A 19361-nucleotide genomic window follows, 5' to 3' on the forward strand; every position below is an offset into this window, starting at 1 on the left:
CCGACGCCGGCCTCACGGCCATCACCGCCGCCACCGCCCGCGAACACGCCCTACTGCGCCAGACCGGCGGCGGCCTCACCGACCGCGAGGTGGCCGCCTGCGTCAAGGTGTTGGGCCGAATGCTGAACCTCTTCGACGACGTCGAGGTCACGGGGACGCCACCGCGTTAGTGACCTTGAAGCGGGTCCCACACCTCGGGACCGCCGCCGCGCCAATCCACCAGGGCCGAGTCGGTCAGGTCGATGTCCTCCGCGTCCTGGAGCCCCGCCGTCTCAAGAAACACGCGGATGTCAGAGGGCCGGTGTGCCCCGCCGATGGCCGTCCCGTCGTAGCGCACTCGGCGCCAGCCGTGCTCATCCGGCGGATACACGATCAGCTTCGCGGCCATACGCCCACACTCCGCCCCCGTTCCGCCGCCCGCACCCGCCCGCCACCAGGCGATGGTGACGGTGACCGCGGCGCTCGTGCCCCGTGCCGCTTCGGAGACGGTCAGGCGGTAAGAGCCCGGGGAAAGGGCGTGGTGATGGTGACGGTCCCGTCGGTGGCGGGCAGGTCGATCTCGAAGACGTCGTACACCGCCCGGATCGACACAAGGTTCTCGTTTGGTCCGTCGGGGAGGGACCAGGACACTGCTCGAAGCCCAGCGGCCAGGTGGCGGGACTGCAGGTGCTGATCCTGCTCAACTGAGGCGCGACACCCTTGCTGACGTAAAGCCGCCACTGCACGTCACAGATTGCCGAGCTGCCGCCCGGGCACCCTGTCGGCGTCAGAAGTCGGGGGTCGGCGTGCCGTCTGCCTTCCAATGCTCAGTGGCTGCGTTGCTGCCGGTGACGACGTACTGCCCCTTCTCGGGAATCCGCGTCGTGCGACTCTCTCCCTCTCCCACAGACCACTCCACGACAACGCTCCATGTACATCGGTGCGAGGCAGCACTGACAGAGATGCCAACCTCTTCCTTATCCTTCTCCGTCACTTGATACTTTGGAGCTTTGATCTCTTTGTGATTTTCATCCCGAAATACAACTTCTGGAGGATCGCCATCGGCCTTCAGAACGGTCGAGGTGGAAGGAATCACGGACAAGTGGGTGGCGTCATAGACATGGACACCTTTGATGCTGGGATCGCAGCTCACTTCCGGCACAAGCTTCGTGACGTCCACCGCCGTGTTGGATCTCCCGGCAAGGGTGAACCAGAAAGCCTGCGATACTGCCGTACCGTCATTCTGCTGCGCCCAGGCGTCCATATCCTCGCGTTTCACGTGCGCCGGGTCCGGCGCAAGGTCGACATACGCCTTCCCTTCGAATACCCATCCGGCTCGGTCGCTCGCTACAACTTCTTCGCCGATGATGATCAGGCCGTGTTGTTCACTGCCGGAAACCCACCGAACGAAGGCAGCCACACCCGGCACCACTCCGTTGGTCACAGCGAAGACGGCCACACCGCCGATCACAGAGAAGATGAGACCCTTGACCCCGATGGACTGACGCTCCCACCATTGTTTGATCTTGACGCAAAGGCGACCGCGACGAGTAGGCGGCGAAGGGGCCTGGACAGGATCGTCCTGAGTCATAAGGCCACGCTAGGGCCTGAATCCGCCTACTACGCTAATCGACACCAATCCGTCGAGCGGCGCTACGGCCGCTGGACGGCGAGGCCACCGCAAGCGCGACCGATGGTTTCCTCGGAGCCTCGCAGTGATGTGCCGGACCGAGGAGGGCCGAGAGCCGGACGCGAAGGCGGACCTGGATGCCACCGATGCCGGGTGGCTTTGACGGTCTGATCCGGGGTCTGGCACGAGTTCCGTGAGGACGCTACCTAGCGTCACGCGAGGAGAACGCGTTTGTGGAGGAGTGGGAAGTCGGCGCGGCCGAACATCTGCCGTTTGAGCATCTTGATCCGGTTGACTGCTCCTTCCACGGGTCCGGAGTTCCAGTGGGAGGTCATCCCTGCCTCGATGCGTATCACCTCCGCGGTTGGTTCCACGGTCACGACGGCGATTCCCGACACCGACGGGAACAGCAGGTCCAGCAGCGAAATCGACTTCACGTCCACGGCGACCGAATGTCCGCCATACCACCCACACGAGGACCGATTTCAAGGCAACTTCAGCCCACGCTCAACCCGGTAGGACAGTCACGTTCCGTAGCTGGATCACGGAACTCGCGCCAGACCCCGGAACAAAGCGTTAAAGCCACTCCGGGGCTTCCCGAGTGTGCGGCTGGAGTTTCCGCAGATCAGGGGCGGTCCGGAGCACTGTAGCGGATGCAACAGGTGTGGTGCACGAAGCTACTCGCCTTGATCGTCTTCTATCGCTGACTCGCCCCAGACGATCTTCCTCGCCCCTCCTTTCAGGGCGCGCAGCAGCTCCCGCTCGGCGTCTTCAGCCTTGGATTCGACACTCCACTGGCGGACGTCGTCCACCAGGGCCCCCGATCCCCGCGGCGGAGCCGCTCTCGCACCGAGGGCTTCGACCTCTGACGAGGATCCCGAATTCCCTTCCCCAAGGCTGCTCTTCGCTCCCCAGTCGGTTGCTGTTGGCAACGGGCCTTGGGGATTGACGACCTCTTGGACGTCCTGTCCGCCCCGGGTTGCCGTGAGCCGCGGCCAGCGTCGTCTCCTCCGGGCCCCGGCCAGGACCCGGGCCTACGCTCCCAGGACTTCGTCGAAGTAGCCGGGCCCGGTGGTGGGGATGATCTGGAGTGCGCTGGTGTAGCGGCGGGTCTGGGTCTGCCAGGCGTGGTAGCCGCTCATCCAGGCTCCCATAACCTCGACATACGTGACCACAGTGGTTCGCTCCGGGCCGGTGAGACCGAGCTGGAGGCACATGGCCGGGACCTGGAGTGCGAGTTCCTGGAACCGTGCGACGCGCCCGTCGACTTCCCGGCAGGCGGCCGTGATGGCTTCGTCACGGGTGCACGGTTGGGTGTGTTCGATGACGAGGACAAGGTTGTCCATGTCGCCGCGGGCTTCCTCTTTCTCCAGCGAGTAGACGTCGTTGCACATGAAGGTGACGTCGATGGCGGCCTGGCGCATGATGCGCAGCTGCGGGCTGTGGAAGGCGGCTGCGGGGATGGTGATGCCGGCGGCCCGCTCGCCCAGGGACAGGGGCAGGTCGGTGCCGGCTATGCCCCGTCTGACCTGCAGGTACGTTTCCATGTCGGCGGGAGTCCCGCGGAGCCGACCGATCGCCTCGTGGGCCTGAGTGGCGAAGTAGTACTCGCACTCGTGCGCGGTACGGGCCACCCAGCCCGGGTGCGCGCCGTCGCGGCTGCGCGCCCAGAGATCGGCGAACGCCCCCGAGCACGCATCCGCCCCCGCGGCCGGGGCAGCGCCGTGCACGATGTCGATCAGCTGCCGGCACACGGTCGCGGCGCGGGCCGGGTCCTGTCCGATTGGACCGTCGAACTGGTCGTCGAAGACGAAGAAGAACGCCATCGCGTCCGCGCACAGGTCCAGGGCCGGCCCTTGGGCATAGGGGAAGCCGTGGGCGGCCAGGAGCGGCATGTCCCACGACGCGTACCACTCCAGCGAGCGGCCCTCCCCGACAAGACCCATACGCGCCACCCACGCCAGATTGCGCTGCCGCGCGCCCTCCAGATCCGGGCTGAGGGAGCTCGGGAAGGGGAGGTGGAACTCGATGTCCTGCGGCACGTGTCCTCCGAGAAATGAGCTGGTCACAGCCGGGTGGAGTCCCCACCAGCTTCCGATATGGAGCTCACGATCTCCCAGTTCAACGGCGTGACGAAGCTGGCTGTCAGCCAGACAGTGGCCGGAATTCGCTGGCGTTGACCACGGGCCTGCGGGCGACGGGCTTGAATGTGCCACCAGTGATGCACGTCCAACTCCTGTCGCGTGCTTGCTACCCGTACCGGGCATGAGCTGTAAAACGCACCGGACTCCGCTCACGTCTCATGTGTCGTGGTCGCCGGGGGCGGACCAGCTCCGCAAGCTCGGCAACCAAACGGGCGGTGGTCTTGTTGCAGAACCGAGCCCATTCGCGATGAAAGGAGGTGCCAGAGGGCAGCCGTTCCTCATCGGCCCGAACGGCGGGCGCCCCTTGTTAGACGACTCTCAGCGTTGATGAATCGGGGTGGCGGCGACACTCCCGTTGCACACGGGATGAAGTCGTATCCGGGACCGGCCTGCCTCTTCGTGTGCGACGACACGGTAAACACGAGTCAGTCGTAGAGCCGTCGTTCGCTCAGAAGGCCTCGACGTGAGGCCGTACCGACGGCAGCTCCCACAGTTCCAAGGCTCCGCTGACCAGGTCGGCGAGGAACTGAACCGCGCCTCCCGTGAAGTGCCACCAGCCGCCATTGCGTGAAGCCACAGTGACAGTCCACTCATCGGGACCAGACCCTGTGGTGCTCCAGAGGAAGTAGTCGCCCTGGTTCGACGTGGCCCAGGGCAGCAGGCCCCCGGGGGCAGGAAAGGGGTGCAGAGGAATGGACATCTCTGCATCCGCACACCACTCAGCGAGGATCTCAAGGTCTTCGGGGTCCTCTGACCAGGCCCTCTCCTGCCCGGGGTTCGGGAAGCCGACGCAAAGGAAGTCGCCGAAGGCCAAGGACGGGTAGCTGTTGGCAAGCAGCTTGTAGTCGGAAGGCAGCTCCGTGGTCAGGCATTCCTCGACCGTTGCCCAGTCGATGCCGGTTGGCGACGTGCGTCGAAGGAGGGCGAGGCCGGGGACGGCCTGCTCCAAAGCCGCGACCGCCGAGGCCGGATCAGTCAGTCGCTGACGAGGTACTTGAGTGCCGATGAGAGCGTCCATCGGCACAGCGTGCCAGAGCAAGGATCACGAGCCTTAACTGACCTCCTACGTCCAGGACCAACGACGCCTTGAACAACATGATCCTCTGACGTTTGGGCAGGCTGGCGGCGGTACTTCGTCCGTGCTCGGAGCCGAGCACATCTTGGCCGCGGAGGCTGCCGGTGCTGATCGTGGACTCGGACGTGCTGCTGGTGGAACAGCAGCTGCGGGAAGGCCGACTGACGTCTCCGTCATGCGGGGAGGTCCTGACCTGTTGGGCCACCGCCGCGGCGGGCATGGGCCATGCCCCTGCCCGCTGCGAACCTCACCCTGAAACGATCTACCGCTCCCACCGCCTGATGCATCGGCCGCCCACCGGGCGTCCGCCGTCCTCCGCCTGACCAGCCGGCATCGGGTCGTCGCGCTCCGAGGCGATCACCGTTACAAGGCGCGTGCCGTGCCCCGTTCGCATGGAGCCAGATTCAGGGCTCTGACCGACCGGCCGTTCCACGCGCACACTGAACGTCGAAAGCGGGAAGACTGTGCGGGAGGCAACGGCTTTGACGGATTCCGAAGAAGACGCGGATCAAGAGTCCGCACTCCTCCGGGCCAAGGACGCGAACAGCCGACTCGGTGCCCGGGAAGACCTTGAGCAGGCGCTGCACGCCGTGGTTCACGGCTCGCAGGACTGGCCGCCGAGACAGGCCAGCGGCGCGCCCGCGCTCTGCACGCGGCGGCGATGGGCCTGGGGCCCGCGGGATGCGCGGCCGCGGCCGGTATCTCCGAGGCCCTTCTGGCCGGCTGGCGCAAGGATGCTTCGTTCGACAAGGCCCTTCAAGCCGCGTTCGCGATGGCGGACGCCCATCAGGTGGCTCCTCGCGGACGGATCAACGGATTCGGCCTGGGCGTGCTCCTGCGATGCCTCGCCCAAGGCGTTCGCCTCGGCCCCGCCGCGGCCGTCGTGGGCCTCACACCCGCGCAGCTGAAACGGCTCCGCAAGGCCAACACCGAACTGAACAGCCTCATCGAGACCGCGATCCTGCAGGGACGCCGCCATAACACTCCGGGGCGCAACTACCGCCTGGTCCAGCTCGACGGCGACGCGATGACGCAGGACTCGCGAGCGCATGACGGCAAGGCCACCACCCCAGGCCCGGCAGCCGCACAGGACTCGGCCCGATCGGACCACCCGAGAGATCCAAGCGCAAGGCCCTGAAGCTGCTGAACGGCCGACCACCGACCCTTCCGGCCGCCGTCAGCGGAGCTCGGAGAGGGGGATGTTGAACGCCTGCAGTGCCTTGGCCGGGTTCGGTCGCCGACTGTCCGGATCCTGGAGATCGAGCATGTCCAGGAACCCGGCAAGCTCGGCCGCATCGGCGGCGTGTGCCGCAAGCGTTCTCGTGGCGGCCAGGCGTTCCTGGGAGGCCGTCAGGGGTACAGGGGATTCTTCGAGGTCGTGGTCCATGGACACGGATCCCATCACGCCTCGAGCCCAATGTGGCGAAGGGCCGTGTAGGGGGGTCCAAGGGAGGCAATGGGGCATCGCCCGGGGCGGGCATCCCTCAAGACACACGGGAGCGGCAGCGGCAGGCCCGGGGTGGCGGATGCCGCTCCGCCCACGCCGGCCCGGGGCGCACAGATGTGCTGCACGGCGTCCAACACCTTCGCTGGTCTGCCACACCGCTGGCTGGACTCGCGGTCGGACCTTCGCCACCGTGACGTTGTCGACCACCGGCGATCACGACTTCAACGGGCACACCGTGGCCCTGGCGGAGGAACTCGCCCGCCGCGCGGCCACGACATGCGGCGATATCCATGGCGTTCAGGGCGCGTCATGACCGACGGCGATGTCGTTAGGGCCAAGGCATCGTCCTGCGCCCGGTACTCGGCGCGGGTGTCGCCGAGCAGCGTGCACGCAGGTGCACCGCGTGCTTCTGGGGCGGGTACCCGAACCAGGTGTCCGCCGCCTCGGGGCGCCGTCGAGTTGTTCCGCCAGGTTGCGGACGTCGTCGACCACTCGGCGGGCGCCGGGGGAGGTCGCCGACGGCGGCCAGGGCGCGGGCGTTGACGGCGGCCTCGAGCGCGTCCGCGCCGTGCTGCAGCGCGAATGGCGGTCCTGCGCTGCAGCACCTCGAAGGACAAGTGCTCCGCTTCGGCATCCCTGACGACCAGTTCGTCCACCGACCACCACCCCGCGCCCTCCACCGCGGTGGCGATTGTCCCGAGGTCAGGCGGCGCCCGGCCGGTAGCCTCCCCAACCCGGCTCCCCGCCGGTGGCCAGGACATCGATCAAGCGGCGCAGCGAGTGCAGCGCCGGGTCGTCCGCGGGGACGTGGCGCAGGACGATGATCGCGTTGTTGTCCAAGGCTCTCAGCAGGCGACCGGCGTAGATGAGGTTGTCGGCCTCGCGCACTGCCGTGCGCATCGACTCCTCCGTCCACGCCATTGGCGCCAAGCCCGCAGCGAACTCCGCCTCCCCGCCCGACGGCACCCAAAGGCCCTGCTCATGGGCGGCGAGCAAGCGGGAGGCGTCATGGTCCAGGGCCCGCCAAGCCTGATCGGCCGGGCCGAGTTCATCGTGTCGCCGACTGGGCCTGCCGGAGTGGCAGTGCCCGCGCAAACTCACACGAAGGATCGGGCCGACCGCGGGTCGAAAGGTGACGGTGACCGTCGGATCGGGCGGGGACGGATCGTCGGCCTGGCACAGATGGCAGACGGGAGCAGCCATCGCCGGCCGTAAGGGCCTGACGTTGCCGGTGGGGAAAGTCGCGTCAGTCACCACTGCCCAACGACGAACAGCCACCGACCGTGCGGCTCCTTGTGAACACAACGGGCCTGGAACGCGAACGCCCTGATCCACAACAGCGAGCCACCCGGCGTTCCCGCACGCCGCCGCCCGCCCAGGGCATCGTGGCCACGAGTCCGGTTGCCCGGTGGGCCGGGCAGGCCCCCACCGCGGTCCGCCCAAGACAAAGGACCCGGCCGATGTGACTACGGGCACCGGCCGGTCCTGCCCGCGGGGCTGCCATCCACTGGCTCCCACCGCACCGTCCCACATCACCGTCGTCTCCGCGCTCCCGACGAGGCGAACCGGTGACCGCGCCCCACCGCCGGGAACACCAGCCGGGTGATCCCGAACGGGGCCCACAACGAAGCGGGCCACCCATCGGCGGGTACGTCGTGGACACGCCGGACAAGCGGCAATCAGGGCTGATCGGCTCGAGGGCGGGGTCCGGCCACCCGGAAGGACTCAAGATCGGCTTCCTGCCCCCGGGCCCGCTCCTCGAAACTGGGCACAGGTGCTTTTCAACGGAAACGGGTGAGGTGTGGGGTGGCCGACTCCGAGGACGACCTCATCATCCGCCACGTCATCGGGCGACTGGTGGAAACGCACCCCCGACTGGACCCCCATCTGGTGGAGATGGCGGTGCAGACCGCATACGAGGAACTCCGATACGCACGGGTGCGGACCTACCTGCCCATGCTGATCGAGCGCCGCGCCAAAGACCTCCTACCCCACGACGATCAACCGCTTTCGCCCTGACCGAACACAGTCCCCGCCAGCCGACCAGCCGCGCCCCCGCGACCGAAGGTCCCCGCCCGTTGGGACCCGACCGTGATCGACGGATCCACCCGCCGCCCACGCCTCATCCCTCGGGCGGATCCCAGGTGTCCGGCATGGAGCTGTGGTGCTCCACCGGGTCATCAGTACCTAACCGGACCCAGAGCAGGAAACCACCGAGACCGACCACCGCAAGACCCACCGGTATGCACACAGCAAGCAACCAATCAGGCACGCTGCCTCCCCCTCGCTCTTCGCGTGACAGCACCCGCACGGAAGGCCACTACACGCTGGCCCCCACCTCCCTTGGACGCACTGCTAAAGCCCGTTGGTTCTCCCACGAGACGCCCCCCCGACCGGCTGGATTGCGGGCCCCAAGAGCGTCCACGCCGGCGGGCGGCGCCCGCCGGCGTGGATGGGGACTGGGCTGGTGGTCGATGCAAGGAACCCTCACGAGAAGCTGGACCTATACACACGCCACACCGACTACCTGCCAAACGACACCGACCTGCACCGGCTCTACCCACTGCTCGGCCACCGCGACCGGATCGGGGAACGGGTCCTGGACCAGGGTGCCGCGGCGGGTCTGGAGCAGCACTCGCCCACCCGGGCCGTGCGGGGTGAACATCAGCATCCGGCGCCCGTCGAACACGGCGGTTGCCGCGACCACCGCCAGGTCGCCATCGTCCCCGCGCCACGAGTCCGGCACTCAGGCGGCTTGCGGGGCTCGGGTGCGCGCTGCGGGCAAGGCTGTGGCCGACACCAGGCCGAGTTGGGCGACCAGCGGGTTACGCAGGTCCGGGCGGAGCGTCCACGGAACAGGTGCGGTCGAGGTGAGCCAGCCGTTGTGCAGGAGCCGGTGGACGACGTGGGCCCACACGAGTCGCGTCTCCCCTCCCCACCCCAGACCGACACAGAGCTGCTTGGTGGAAGGTCCGTGACCGTGCTCCGCCCGGAAGGCCGCAGCGAACCGGACGGACTCCTCGCCCAAAGCCGGGCGCTGCTCTTTGAGCTCGTGATACCGGCGCTTGACCTGCTTGGTGCTGTAGGGGCTTCCTGGTGTCGACGGCCGCGTTCATGAAACCGCTCGCGACCCGGTCGACGGAAAGTACGCAGATCGCGCAGTGCTCGACCGCTTCAGCGTGCCGGCGCAGCGCAGGACTGGCCTGCTCCTTCCAGGCCGTCCACGCCTCCACGGTCAACGTGAGGTGCCGCGCCGCGCGGGCGGCCTTGGCCACCGGATCCTTCAAAGTCTTGGTCACGGGCCCTCCAACGATCCGACAGCGCCTGTCGCTGTCGGCCGAATCAGCGGTCAACCAGCAATCTTGAACCACGGTCCCTTCCGCCCTGTCCACTGAACATCGACGGGGTGCCTGGCTCCGTGTCGCCGTTGCGGTCCGTCAGCACAGCCGGGGACGAAGTCCGTTCAAACCCCACTCAACCGATACCGAACTCGGCACCGCAGGGCGGCTGGCTCCCGGGACGGCCCGGGCGCCGTTCGCGCGTCAGCCGTGGCAGGCTCAGCCGCTGACCGTTGACCTGTTGGAAGCGATGGAGGTCCGGCCCTGCGTGGTGTGCGGGGCTGACGCAGGCTCATCGCCAGGCCTCAATGATGGCTGCCTGACTGATCTTGCTGGTGTGACGGGTGCGGAACAGGATGGTCCACGGCCGAGTCGTGGCGTTGGGCACGCCGATTGCGTACCCATCGAAGTCCTCACTACCCGCCAGGCTCCGACCTTTTCGGTTGCACCCCCAGTTCTTTCGCTCACCGCCGATGGAGTCAATACCTCCGGTGACATAGAGGCAGTGAAATCTGTCGCCGCCGTCGGGTGGGTAGTCGAGAGCGATCGCCCAGGGAAGTCCGGTCGACGGAAATACGGATGCGGCTGCGGAGGGGGGTGGTCGCCTGCTGATTCGTGGGTTGTCAACAATCCACACGGCAAGACGGGGACGGGAACTCACCGACCACCGCGCCAGCAGCTCACAACGCCGGCCCGCCCGCCGGGACGAACGGGCTGTGATCCCTCGGGGTCACGGAGTGCCCCGTGCGCGTTTCCGATCCGGTTGATGAACCGAAACGTGGTGGCGCCACGTCTGCGGCTCTCGGCCATCAAGATCAAGAGGGCGTCTTGACCGCCCAGCGATCCATTACGCTGAGATCCATGTCGATCGCTCTAAGTGAGGAATTGGGATGGCGTACTACAACCCGATGCTGGTCAAGCCGATGCGCGAGGAGCTGACCGAGGTCGGATTCACGGAACTGCGGACCTCCCAGGATGTGGACGCCGCGATGGAGGACGCCAAGAAGGGCCTGACTCTGGTGGCCGTCAACGCCACCAACAAGGCCGCGGCCGGCATGGCCCGCCCGGGAGTCCGCCTCGCCCTACAGGACGTCGCCGACTCCAAGCTTCCCGACAGGCTGCTGACCGTCTTTCCCGGCGATGACGTGGAAGCAGGCACGACGTTCTTCGGTCACATCCCGGAGATCCCGCCGTCCGACCCGTCCTTCGCCCTGTTCAAGGACGGTGAACTCGTCTACTTCATGCCACTCCACCGAATCGAGGGACGCGACGCCGGGATGGTGGCCGACGACCTCAAGGCCAAATTCGAGGAGTTCGCCCAGTAGTCACACGGGGCCGGGTGGCCGCCCCAGCAGCAGCGAGGCCCGGGGGCGCTCACGCTCCCCCGGGCCTCGCTCCGCCCCCACTCGATCCAGAGGAGGCGGACCGCGCCGGCTGCCCGCCCCTGGCGCCATTCCAAAATTTTGGAATGGCACCCTCGCGCCTCCCGACCCGGGGGCGCATGGTGGTCCCGCACTCCTCAATTCTGGTCATGCTCGGCAACCGTCGTCACCGACACCATCGATGGCCTCACTGAACCGCTCCGTATCGACAGCGGCATGGGGGCTCTGACCAACACACCACTACTCACTGTCGCCTCGCCTCACGCATCCGCCGGAACATGGGCAAAGGCCCCATGGCGGTGGCCACCGTGATCGACTCCCAGTCCGTCAAGGCCGCCGAGACCGTCTCCAAGGCCACCCGCGGCTACGACGCCGGCAAGAAGATCAACGGCCGCAAACGGCACCTGGTGGTCGACACCCGCGGCCTGCCGCTGATGGTGATGGTCACCCCCGCCTCCGTCAGCGACCGCGACGCGGCCAAGGAAATCCTCTTCCGCCTCCGTCCCAACCACCCCCGAGATCACCCTCGTCTGGGCCGACTCCGCCTACGCGGGCAAGCTCGTGACCTGGGCAAAGCGACGCCTGAACCTCACGGTCAAGACGATCAGCCGGCCGAAGGACACCACCGGGTTCGTCGTCCTGCCCCGCCGTTGGGTCGTCGAACGCAGCATCGCCTGGATGATGCACGCCCGCCGCCATGCCCGCGACTACGCCTCCTCAACAACGGCGCGGCCGTCCGCTCGGCCATCACCGTCCTGAACGGCGCCTGGGAGGACCTCGCCGCCGACGTCAAAACACTGAACGAACACACCAACGGAATGCGCACTGCCATGACGGTCGCCGAGTTCCGTAAGGCGACGAACGATGTTCTCGGACGGGCCCGTGACAGTGACCCAGTGCCGGCCGACGCAGCACGTCGAATCAGTGAACTCGCGAAGGCCTCAACCGAGTGGAAGCCCCTCAAAAGGGCCGGTCTCAGCGCCCTGAACGGCACACCCGCCTACACCCCAGCCATGCGCCTCACAGCCACCTTGGCGCGCCTGGGCGCCTTCGTCGTGCCCGTCGGAGAACTCGAATCCTGGGTCCCCTCCGTGTCCTCCGGCGACAAGAGCAAGTGGCTCACGACGGTCTTCGAAGACCGCCATCACTTGAAGCCGAGCGACCAGCTCAAGACGCTCTGCGCCCAGATCCGCGCATACCTTCAAGACTGCTGACGGCCTTCACCGAACACGGGCCACAACGTGGGCGGCCCGACGGTGGGCGGGCGCAGCTGCTCGCGTCCGCCCACCGTGCCTTGTCGTGACGTCGTGTAGGTCGCTGTAGGAATCCACCCATTGCGGCGACCCTGGGTCCTGAGCGAAGCCGGGAGGCCTGTAACCGTGTTCTAGGTCCCAACGATCCGCGACGGCGACCAGGTAGTGGCGGAGCCCCGGGATTCCGCCTGGGGCTGACGGCGCATTCGAAAGGGCCCGGCGGCGGCAGCGTGGGCAAACGTCGGCACCGCCGGGCCTCGCTCCAGTGTCGCCTACGTCCATGAGCTGCCGTCGGGGGTGGCTACAGCCGGCACAGCTCCGGTCTGGCTTTGTTCACGAGAACGGGTTCTGGCACAGCCTCTGTGGTGGTGGTTCAGCGTCGGAGTGCGCCTGCCACACTTGCGCCGTGCGCGTCGCGACCGGCGGTGCCGGGGAGAACGGATCTCAGAGTGTCCCGATGGATCGTGCTGGCCATACCTGTCGACGGTATCAGTGAGGCGGATCGAGATGCACGGACCCTCACGGAGTTCGACGGCAGTGCCGAGGAAGCCGAGACGGCCCTCTTGAAGGCGGCGAGCACGTACGAGCACAGGCTCTGGAAAGTGCGCCGACGAGAGATCTTCAAGTGCTCCAGCCGGTCCTACTTCATACGCATCCACGGCCGGTTGACAACGTACGGACTCCTGCTCCAGCTCGCTGAGCTGGTCCACGAAACCGTGCAGTCAGCGGGCCAACCTTCAGCCTGAGAGCGATCCACCACAGAAGTTGAGCCAGAACCGAACGGGGTTCTGACACACATTCCGTGAGGACGATCAGTGGCGTTCTCCCACGGTGACGTGGCGTCATCTGGGACCGTGGTGCGGTGTGATGACCTCATAGCGGTGCTGTTTCCGCACTTCAGGACGGTTCTGGTGGAGCGGGTGTTCACGGAGTGCGGTGTGGTGCACATCGTTGCGAGAACCCTCGATGGCAGCGTTTCCTGCCCGGACTGTGGGCTTCCGTCGGGTCATGTGCACAGCTGTTACGAACGTCGGCTGGCCGATACTCCGGTCGGCGACCAGCCGGTGCGGATCGAACTGACCGTGCGGCGGCTGTACTGCGATAACGACCAGTGCGGGTGCCCGCACGAACGCGCGTCGATGGAGGTGACCGCGGGGCGGGTCATCACTCAGCCTGCCGAGCGGACCGCTCGCAGTCTCCGTCGCGGCGGTGCCGGAGGTCTCCAGCATGGCTTCGACGCCGAGATGTACAACGAGCGCAATGCCGTAGAGCGGCGAAGGCCCTTGGCTGGCCCAGGGCCGAACGGCCGGCCTGAGGCAGTGCGTCGCACAGCCTCCCGACTGCTGCCCCGCAATTCCTCTGTGTTCCTGCGTCTGCTGCCTGCCCGGCCGGCCGGCAGAGTGACCACGACTCCGGCCGGGCGGGCGGCGTCAGGCGGTTCGGGCTGCGGAGAGTTCAGCGGTCGGGACGCCGTGGGAGGTCACCAGGCGGGCGCTGCCGTCGGCGAGCTGGTAAGCGAGGCCGACCACGCCCGTGTGCCCCGAGGCGACCTGCTCGGCCAGAAGCCTGGAGCGGTCCAGGAGCAGGCTGACGGTGTGCTGTATGTGCGCGTCGATGAAGTCGTTCTCCGCCGTGGCACCGGCCGCGCGGGCCGCGAGCACGCTGGGGGTGACGCGTTCGACGACGTCGCGAACGTATCCCGGAGCGGGCAGCCCGCCCTCCACGGCAGAACGCGCGGCCGCGACAGCACCGCAGGAGTCATGGCCGAGGACCACCACGAGACGGCAGTCCAGCACACTGGTGCCGTACTCGATGCTTCCCAACACCTCGGGACCCATCACGTGCCCGGCAGTACGGACGACGAACAGGTCACCGAGGCCCTGGTCGAAGATGATCTCCGCGGCCAGGCGGGAGTCGGAGCATCCCAGCAGTACGGCGAAGGGCTTCTGCGCCGGAGCGAGCTCGGCACGGCGCGCGGCATCCTGATTGGGATGCAGCGGGGTTCCAGAGACGAAGCGCTGGTTCCCGGTGAGCAGTGCATCCAGGGCCTGAACAGGAGAAACGAGAGCTGATTCCATGGCGGCAGGGTACGAAACCGCTGACGGAACCGCACGACGGGGCTCCCCGTGGCGGCATCGAAGGAAGCTCAGGGCCGGACGCCGCACAGACGTCACCATATCCATCGGCCGAATCAGCGGTCCGACGACTGCGACGCCCCCTGTTCGAAGGCCTCTTCTGTCGAGCGGGGCAACGAGCCGGTGAGCGTCGGTGTCCTGCTGTTCGGCGCGGTTCAGGCTGCGAGGTGGGTGTGATGGTCTTGCCGTGGGGCAGCAACGGAGGTCCGTCCGCCGGCTGAGGCGGTTGACCACCATCCAGCCGAAACTACCGTGCACGTGGACGGCCTGTCGGGGGACTGCGGGTGCCGGGGAGAGTCGTTGGCGATCTCACTGACCACCGCGCCGGCCTCTCCTGGCACGCTGAACCCGGTCACCCCGCCTGTTTGGCGGACCGCGTTGGGGCGCCCAGCAGCGCGCCGTCCACAAGGCTCTCCGGTTGTCGGATCAGCGCACGGAAGCGTCCTGCTGCACCGGCTGTCCTCTCCACTGATGTGGCGCTGCCAGCCTGTGTCCAGCCGCGGCCGGTCCCCTCGCGTCTCAGGGTCCTTGGGCGCTCGCCTGGGTACAGCCGTGGGCCGGGCCCGGGAGAGGGTCCGGACCACCTGCAGGGCTGTACAGCGGTGGAGTGTTTCGAGGTGCTACTTCGGCATGAGGACGATGTAGACGTTGGCGTTGGCGGTCTTCACGTAGCCGCATACCACGTTCGAGGTGTCGTTGACCTTGTAGGCCTCGCCGGAGCCGGCCGTGGTGACCATGCCCTTCTGGAGGGACTCGAAGGAGCCGTTCTCCAACTGCTTCGGGGTGAGCTTCCGGCCGACGACGTGGTAGGTGAGGATCTTGGTCAGCGTCGCCTTGTCGGCGAGAACCTTGTCGAGGTCGGCCTTCGGGATCTTGGCGAAGACCTCGTTGGTCGGGGTGAAGACGGTGATGTCCTTGGCGTTGTTGAGGGTGTCGACCAGGCCTGCCTGCTTGACGGCGGTGACCAGCGTGGACAGTGCCGGGTTGGATGCTCAGCCCCCGCCGCAACCCGCCCCCGTGGTCGCGCCTGCCGAGATGTGAACCACGGACACCGCTGTCCTTAGACCACGGCCTTCCTTCAGCCGAGTGCCGGTCGGCGTAGCTCTGTTGGCGTGGGGAAGGTCCGAGCAGCAGGCGCTGCGGTGATCTCGTGGCTCATGAAGCCTGGCAAGGTTGACCGGGCTGCTCACTGCCGGATGACCGACGAACGCGGACCCGCACCCTGGGTGTCTGCGGCCCAGGAGGCGGGGGTCTGTCGGTCGGGCGGGAGCCGGTCCTTGGTGGGTCAGTGTCCGCTCATCGGCGTCGTGTTGCCGGTGGCGCCGTGGAGCATTCCGCAGCTGGCCGGTGCGGTGGCTTCCTGGGGCAGCTTGGGGTCCAGTTCGCTCTTTCCCTTGCCGAAGTCGTACTTTCCGTTGCCGTTCGGGTCGATGCCGTGCTGCACGACGTGCAGGTTCTGCAAGTGGTTGGCAACGGCCTGGGAGACCGGGATCGTGCGGGCATAGGAGACGTTCCCGTTGGCGTCGGCGACGGGCATCCGGTCGACGGCGAGTCCGCTGGCCTTGGAGGTGTCGCCCGAGGTCGTCAGCGAGATGTTGATGTCGCCGTATGCGGGCAGGCCCTCGGCGGTGGTAACGATGCCGTCACCGTTCTTGTCGGCGCTCGCGTCGGGGCAGCGGAAGTCATGGCCGGTGGTGGAGCCATGGATGTGTTGGGCGTGCGGCTGTCCGGGGACCAGCCCGTGCGCGTCGATCTTCACGGTGAGCTGGCGGCCGTGGAGGCTGAGGTAGGCGGTGCCGCTGGCACCCGAGTTGTTCAGTTGCCGCAGGCCGACTTGATAGTCCTGCCCATGGCGGGTCGGCGCTCCGCCGTTGTGGCCGTTGCCGGCCAGGGCTGGGGCGGCCAGGGCGATAGTGAGGGCTGCGGGCACCGCCATGAGAGCGGTGAGACGGACTGAACGCGTGGTTGCCATCGTGACGCATCCCCTTCCGGGGAAATCACCGGCGCGGAGCCGGCATCAACGATGAGGCATTTGCCCCTTCTAGTTACTATTCGCTGCCGCTCTTGATCGAGATTGCTCGACAGCCCCGAACCACCGATCCCGCCTCGATGCGCCGCGGGGCCGTCCTTGCGGCCAGTCATGGGCTTGTCCCGTGATCGCCGCGAGCGAGACCAAGGAGCAAGGACCAGGTGACGCACCGATGACGGACTCGGAGCCCTCGGGACGTGGACCACTGTCGCTTGGCTCACCTTCCGCGTAGACGCTGCTGTGATGTGGCCACGACAGGGCTGCGGGGGCCGATCAGGCGGTGCACGGCGGCCGCGACGTCGGAGGGCAACATTGCGGGCCACCAGACGGTCGGCCCCAGGTCCGTGACGAGAGCGGGTACCAGGAAGAGCCGGACGACAAGGGTGTCCAGAACGACGCCGATCGCGACGATCGCGCCGATGTGGACGAGGTAGGCGAGTGGCATCACCGTGAGCGCGGCGAAGGTCGTTGCCAGGACGATCCCGGCCGAGCTGATCACGCCTGCGGTCGAGACGAGTCCCCGCCTGACGCCGACCCGGGTGCCGTGGAGCATGGCCTCTTCGCGGACGCGGTGCATGAGGAAGATGTTGTAGTCCACGCCCAACGCGACGAGGAAGACGAAGGAGTAGAGCACGATCGTCGGCTCGGTGTCGGCGGATCCCGTGACGAGGTGGGCCACGACCGCGCACACACCCAGCGCCGACAGGAAGCTCAGGACGACGGAGAGGACCAGGAGGAGCGGCAGGAGCAGGCAGCGCAGGAGCAGGACGAGGATCAACGCGATGAGGGCGAGGGCCACCGGCATGATCACGAGCCGGTCGTGGGCGCATGCCGCCCGCATGTCGTACGCCTCGGCGGCCTGGCCGCCGACCTGAACGGCGGCTCCGGAGATCGCGTCCACGGACGTGCGCAGGTCACGAATGGCGGTCATGGCTGCTTGGCTGTCCGCCACGTGTGTCAGGGTGACCGCGATCTGCGCGCGGCCCCCGACCGTCTCCGGGCGCCCGCCGGGGCCCGCCACGATGTCGGCGCGGGCGACTCCGCCGGTTCGCGCGACAACCGAGGTGACCCCGTCGATGTGCGCCGGATCCGTCAGGACGATCGCAGGGTTGCCCAGCCCCCCGGGAAAGGATCGCTCCAGGGCTGCCTGCCCCCTGACGGACGGCGCCGTCGATGCGAGTGCCCGGTCGAGCGGGATGCCCTGCATGCTCAGCACAGGTGACAAGGCGGCGCCGAGGACCAGGGCGCCCAGGACATACGCCCAGATCCCGCGGGGGCGGCGGACGACCGCGGCCGCGATCCGCTGCCACAGCCACGCGCCGTCCACGGGTTCCGCGCGCTTGCGCCGGGGCCAGAAGACCGCCGGCCCCAGCAGCCCGAGGGCAGCCGGGAGGAACGTCAGCGCGCACAGGAGGGAGGATCCCATGGCGATCGCGCCCGCCGCCCCCAGGGAGCGGTGGACGGGCAGATCGCTGAGCATCAGGGCGAGCAACCCGGCGGTCACCGTGGCAGCGCCGGCCGACAAGGGGGTCAACGACCGGCGCCACGCGAGACGCAGGGAGGCTTCGCCCGTCTGCCCCCGACCGAGTTCCTCGCGGTAGCGGGCGGTGAGAAGCAGTCCGTAGTCCGTGGTGGCCCCGATGATCAGAACGAAGAGGATCCCCTGGACCTGGCCGTCGATGAGGAGGCCCGCCGCTCGGGCCGGCCCGTAGAGGAAGGCACAGGAGACCGCGAGCGCCAACAGGGAGGTGGCGATCACCAGGAGCGGCAGCAGGGGGCTGCGGTAGACCACCAGCAAGATCAGCAGTACCGCCACCAGCGCGACGACGAGCAGCCGGCTGTCGACCCCGTCGAAGACGCCGTCGAGGTCGGCCTGCACCGCGGCCGGACCCGCGAGCGCGACCGTCGTCCACGGGGCACGGGCCGCCGCCGCCCGAACCCCGGCCGCGGCCCGTGCCGGCGACGGCTTGCCCGGTCCCGTCCGGATCGGGAGCACCCCCGCGGCGGCGTATCCGTCCCGCGAGACCAGGACAGGAATCCGCGCGCCCCCGGTGAGGGCGCGCACATCCGGTGAGGACAGGGAGCGGGCGGCGCGCGCTCGCAGACCCTGCGGATCGCGGGTCGCGGTCCAAACGACGACCAAGGGGACCGAGCCCGCGCTCGCCGGCGCCGCCTCCAGTGCTGCGGCCACCGCGGTGGACTCCGCCCCGCGCGGAAGCAGCGAGGACCGCTGTGTGCCGGCCATGGAGTCCGGTCCGAAGACGAAAGGAGCGCTGATGAAGGCCAGGAGGATCCAGCCGCAGATGACGATCAGCGAAACGAGCGGGACGTGCGTCTTCACCGAAGGGGCCACGAAACCTTCCCTTACCGCTCCTCAAAGCGCTGTCCCGCTCGACAAGAGCGGGGGATGCTGACGGGGTTCGCAGCGTGAGGGCCCTTGGATGGGCCGAACGCGAGGAGCCCACCCGGACGGCGCCATAGTTCGCTTGTCGGCCGGCGCGTCGACGCAACTCATGCGGATGCTCGGCCGTCCCCTGGCAAGGCGGCGTTGACGGCGAGCGCGTGCAGTGCCGAGTGATGCGGGTGCAGATTCCGACGCCGCCGCGCGAGGAGTTCGTGTTCTGGCCACTCATGCCCTCGAGGGCTCACGGCCGTATCCACGCCGTCCGGCAGGGAGCTGTCCACGAGACGCAGGCAGTCGGTGACCGAGGTCGACATCGTCAGCCCGCTCTCCGACCTGGTGGATGGGGAGAGCTGACTCGGGGCTGGTCACACTCTTGAACTGGTCGGCCTCATGCTGTGGGAAGTTGCTGCGTAAACGGCTGTGGGCCGGCCCCCGGGGGGGGGCGGCCCACAACGGTTGCCGTAGGCGGCAAAACCCAGGGGTTTATTAGGGCATTGGTCCGTTTGGACCGTTTTTAACGTTTGGGTTGCGGGGGTTTAGTTTGC

The 19361-nt window shown here is 67.8% G+C and carries 18 protein-coding genes and 4 pseudogenes; 8 read left to right on the top strand and 14 right to left on the bottom strand.

What is annotated here, in order from left to right; all coding sequences use genetic code 11:
• Positions 1 to 166 precede the first annotated feature (166 nt).
• The 6 genes from ACFY0I_RS20650 to ACFY0I_RS20675 form a co-directional block, all read right to left on the bottom strand.
• A complete protein-coding gene (locus tag ACFY0I_RS20650) occupies positions 167 to 388 on the bottom strand; it encodes a hypothetical protein (RefSeq protein WP_388897665.1) in 222 nt (73 codons plus the stop codon).
• Between the two features lie 378 nt (positions 389 to 766).
• Entirely contained in the window at positions 767 to 1570 is an 804-nt protein-coding gene (locus tag ACFY0I_RS20655) for a hypothetical protein (RefSeq protein WP_388897668.1), read from the bottom strand.
• Positions 1571 to 1821: 251 nt separating this feature from the next.
• Positions 1822 to 2052: a hypothetical protein gene (locus tag ACFY0I_RS20660; RefSeq protein ID WP_388898487.1), complete on the bottom strand. Its 231-nt coding sequence runs from the start codon at positions 2050 to 2052 to the stop codon at positions 1822 to 1824.
• Positions 2053 to 2286: 234 nt separating this feature from the next.
• Entirely contained in the window at positions 2287 to 2421 is a 135-nt protein-coding gene (locus ACFY0I_RS20665; RefSeq protein ID WP_388897671.1) for a hypothetical protein, read from the bottom strand.
• Positions 2422 to 2643: 222 nt separating this feature from the next.
• Positions 2644 to 3651 (bottom strand): terpene cyclase, encoded by a 1008-nt coding sequence (locus ACFY0I_RS20670; RefSeq protein WP_388897674.1) that lies wholly within the window; start codon positions 3649 to 3651, stop codon positions 2644 to 2646.
• Positions 3652 to 4201: 550 nt separating this feature from the next.
• Positions 4202 to 4771 (bottom strand): SMI1/KNR4 family protein, encoded by a 570-nt coding sequence (locus tag ACFY0I_RS20675; RefSeq protein WP_388897677.1) that lies wholly within the window; start codon positions 4769 to 4771, stop codon positions 4202 to 4204.
• Between the two features lie 718 nt (positions 4772 to 5489).
• Here ACFY0I_RS20675 and ACFY0I_RS20680 point away from each other — a divergent pair.
• The gene (locus ACFY0I_RS20680) at positions 5490 to 5966 is read left to right on the top strand and encodes a hypothetical protein (RefSeq protein WP_388897680.1); all 477 of its coding nucleotides are present in this window, start codon (positions 5490 to 5492) and stop codon (positions 5964 to 5966) included.
• Between the two features lie 39 nt (positions 5967 to 6005).
• Here ACFY0I_RS20680 and ACFY0I_RS20685 read toward each other — a convergent pair whose 3' ends face one another.
• A complete protein-coding gene (locus tag ACFY0I_RS20685) occupies positions 6006 to 6215 on the bottom strand; it encodes a hypothetical protein (protein ID WP_388897683.1) in 210 nt (69 codons plus the stop codon).
• A gap of 250 nt (positions 6216 to 6465) precedes the next feature.
• Here ACFY0I_RS20685 and ACFY0I_RS20690 point away from each other — a divergent pair, with 250 nt between their 5' ends.
• A complete protein-coding gene (locus ACFY0I_RS20690; protein ID WP_388897686.1) occupies positions 6466 to 6588 on the top strand; it encodes a hypothetical protein in 123 nt (40 codons plus the stop codon).
• A gap of 389 nt (positions 6589 to 6977) precedes the next feature.
• Here the strand turns inward: ACFY0I_RS20690 and ACFY0I_RS20695 are convergent, their stop codons facing one another.
• Positions 6978 to 7175: a hypothetical protein gene (locus tag ACFY0I_RS20695; RefSeq protein ID WP_388897689.1), complete on the bottom strand. Its 198-nt coding sequence runs from the start codon at positions 7173 to 7175 to the stop codon at positions 6978 to 6980.
• Between the two features lie 906 nt (positions 7176 to 8081).
• Here ACFY0I_RS20695 and ACFY0I_RS20700 point away from each other — a divergent pair.
• Entirely contained in the window at positions 8082 to 8294 is a 213-nt protein-coding gene (locus tag ACFY0I_RS20700) for a three-helix bundle dimerization domain-containing protein (RefSeq protein ID WP_388897692.1), read from the top strand.
• Positions 8295 to 8778: 484 nt separating this feature from the next.
• On the opposite strand, the gene ACFY0I_RS20705 is transcribed toward ACFY0I_RS20700, so the two are convergent.
• Positions 8779 to 9021 (bottom strand): hypothetical protein, encoded by a 243-nt coding sequence (locus ACFY0I_RS20705; protein WP_388897695.1) that lies wholly within the window; start codon positions 9019 to 9021, stop codon positions 8779 to 8781.
• Positions 9022 to 9192 carry a hypothetical protein gene (locus ACFY0I_RS20710; RefSeq protein ID WP_388897698.1) on the bottom strand — a complete coding sequence of 57 codons (171 nt, stop codon included), beginning with the start codon at positions 9190 to 9192 and terminating at the stop codon, positions 9022 to 9024.
• A gap of 1311 nt (positions 9193 to 10503) precedes the next feature.
• Between ACFY0I_RS20710 and ACFY0I_RS20715 the strand changes: the two genes are divergently transcribed.
• From ACFY0I_RS20715 to ACFY0I_RS20735, 5 genes and pseudogenes are all read left to right on the top strand, one after another.
• Entirely contained in the window at positions 10504 to 10938 is a 435-nt protein-coding gene (locus ACFY0I_RS20715; protein ID WP_388897701.1) for a BrxA/BrxB family bacilliredoxin, read from the top strand.
• A gap of 311 nt (positions 10939 to 11249) precedes the next feature.
• Positions 11250 to 11706, top strand: a pseudogene (locus ACFY0I_RS20720) (transposase); the annotation flags it as partial.
• A gap of 119 nt (positions 11707 to 11825) precedes the next feature.
• On the top strand, positions 11826 to 12209 hold the full coding sequence (locus ACFY0I_RS20725; RefSeq protein WP_388897704.1) for a hypothetical protein: 384 nt from the start codon (positions 11826 to 11828) through the stop codon (positions 12207 to 12209).
• Positions 12210 to 12697: 488 nt separating this feature from the next.
• Entirely contained in the window at positions 12698 to 12994 is a 297-nt protein-coding gene (locus ACFY0I_RS20730) for a hypothetical protein (RefSeq protein WP_388897707.1), read from the top strand.
• 195 nt (positions 12995 to 13189) lie between these two features.
• Positions 13190 to 13342, top strand: a pseudogene (locus ACFY0I_RS20735) (transposase family protein); the annotation flags it as partial.
• Between the two features lie 336 nt (positions 13343 to 13678).
• On the opposite strand, the gene ACFY0I_RS20740 reads toward ACFY0I_RS20735, so the two are convergent.
• From ACFY0I_RS20740 to ACFY0I_RS20755, 4 genes and pseudogenes are all read right to left on the bottom strand, one after another.
• Positions 13679 to 14326 (bottom strand): carbonic anhydrase, encoded by a 648-nt coding sequence (locus ACFY0I_RS20740; protein ID WP_388897710.1) that lies wholly within the window; start codon positions 14324 to 14326, stop codon positions 13679 to 13681.
• Positions 14327 to 15003: 677 nt separating this feature from the next.
• A pseudogene (locus tag ACFY0I_RS20745) lies at positions 15004 to 15375 on the bottom strand (fasciclin domain-containing protein); the annotation flags it as partial.
• A gap of 299 nt (positions 15376 to 15674) precedes the next feature.
• Positions 15675 to 16355, bottom strand: a pseudogene (locus ACFY0I_RS20750) (hypothetical protein); the annotation flags it as partial.
• Between the two features lie 274 nt (positions 16356 to 16629).
• Positions 16630 to 18765 carry an MMPL family transporter gene (locus tag ACFY0I_RS20755; protein WP_388897714.1) on the bottom strand — a complete coding sequence of 712 codons (2136 nt, stop codon included), beginning with the start codon at positions 18763 to 18765 and terminating at the stop codon, positions 16630 to 16632.
• Positions 18766 to 19361 lie beyond the last annotated feature (596 nt).

It is taken from the genome of Streptomyces sp. NPDC001568 (assembly GCF_042893755.1).
Taxonomy (GTDB): Bacteria; Actinomycetota; Actinomycetes; order Streptomycetales; family Streptomycetaceae; genus Streptomyces.

Bases quoted from the DNA above. Each gene is read 5' to 3' on its own strand.
- ACFY0I_RS20715 (WP_388897701.1), top strand. From the start codon at position 10,504: ATGGCGTACTACAACCCGATGCTGGTCAAGCCGATGCGCGAGGAGCTG.
- ACFY0I_RS20675 (WP_388897677.1), bottom strand. From the start codon at position 4,771: ATGGACGCTCTCATCGGCACTCAAGTACCTCGTCAGCGACTGACTGAT.
- ACFY0I_RS20725 (WP_388897704.1), top strand. From the start codon at position 11,826: ATGACGGTCGCCGAGTTCCGTAAGGCGACGAACGATGTTCTCGGACGG.
- ACFY0I_RS20650 (WP_388897665.1), bottom strand. From the start codon at position 388: ATGGCCGCGAAGCTGATCGTGTATCCGCCGGATGAGCACGGCTGGCGC.
- ACFY0I_RS20695 (WP_388897689.1), bottom strand. From the start codon at position 7,175: ATGCGCACGGCAGTGCGCGAGGCCGACAACCTCATCTACGCCGGTCGC.
- ACFY0I_RS20655 (WP_388897668.1), bottom strand. From the start codon at position 1,570: ATGACTCAGGACGATCCTGTCCAGGCCCCTTCGCCGCCTACTCGTCGC.
- ACFY0I_RS20740 (WP_388897710.1), bottom strand. From the start codon at position 14,326: ATGGAATCAGCTCTCGTTTCTCCTGTTCAGGCCCTGGATGCACTGCTC.
- ACFY0I_RS20685 (WP_388897683.1), bottom strand. From the start codon at position 6,215: ATGGACCACGACCTCGAAGAATCCCCTGTACCCCTGACGGCCTCCCAG.
- ACFY0I_RS20680 (WP_388897680.1), top strand. From the start codon at position 5,490: ATGGGCCTGGGGCCCGCGGGATGCGCGGCCGCGGCCGGTATCTCCGAG.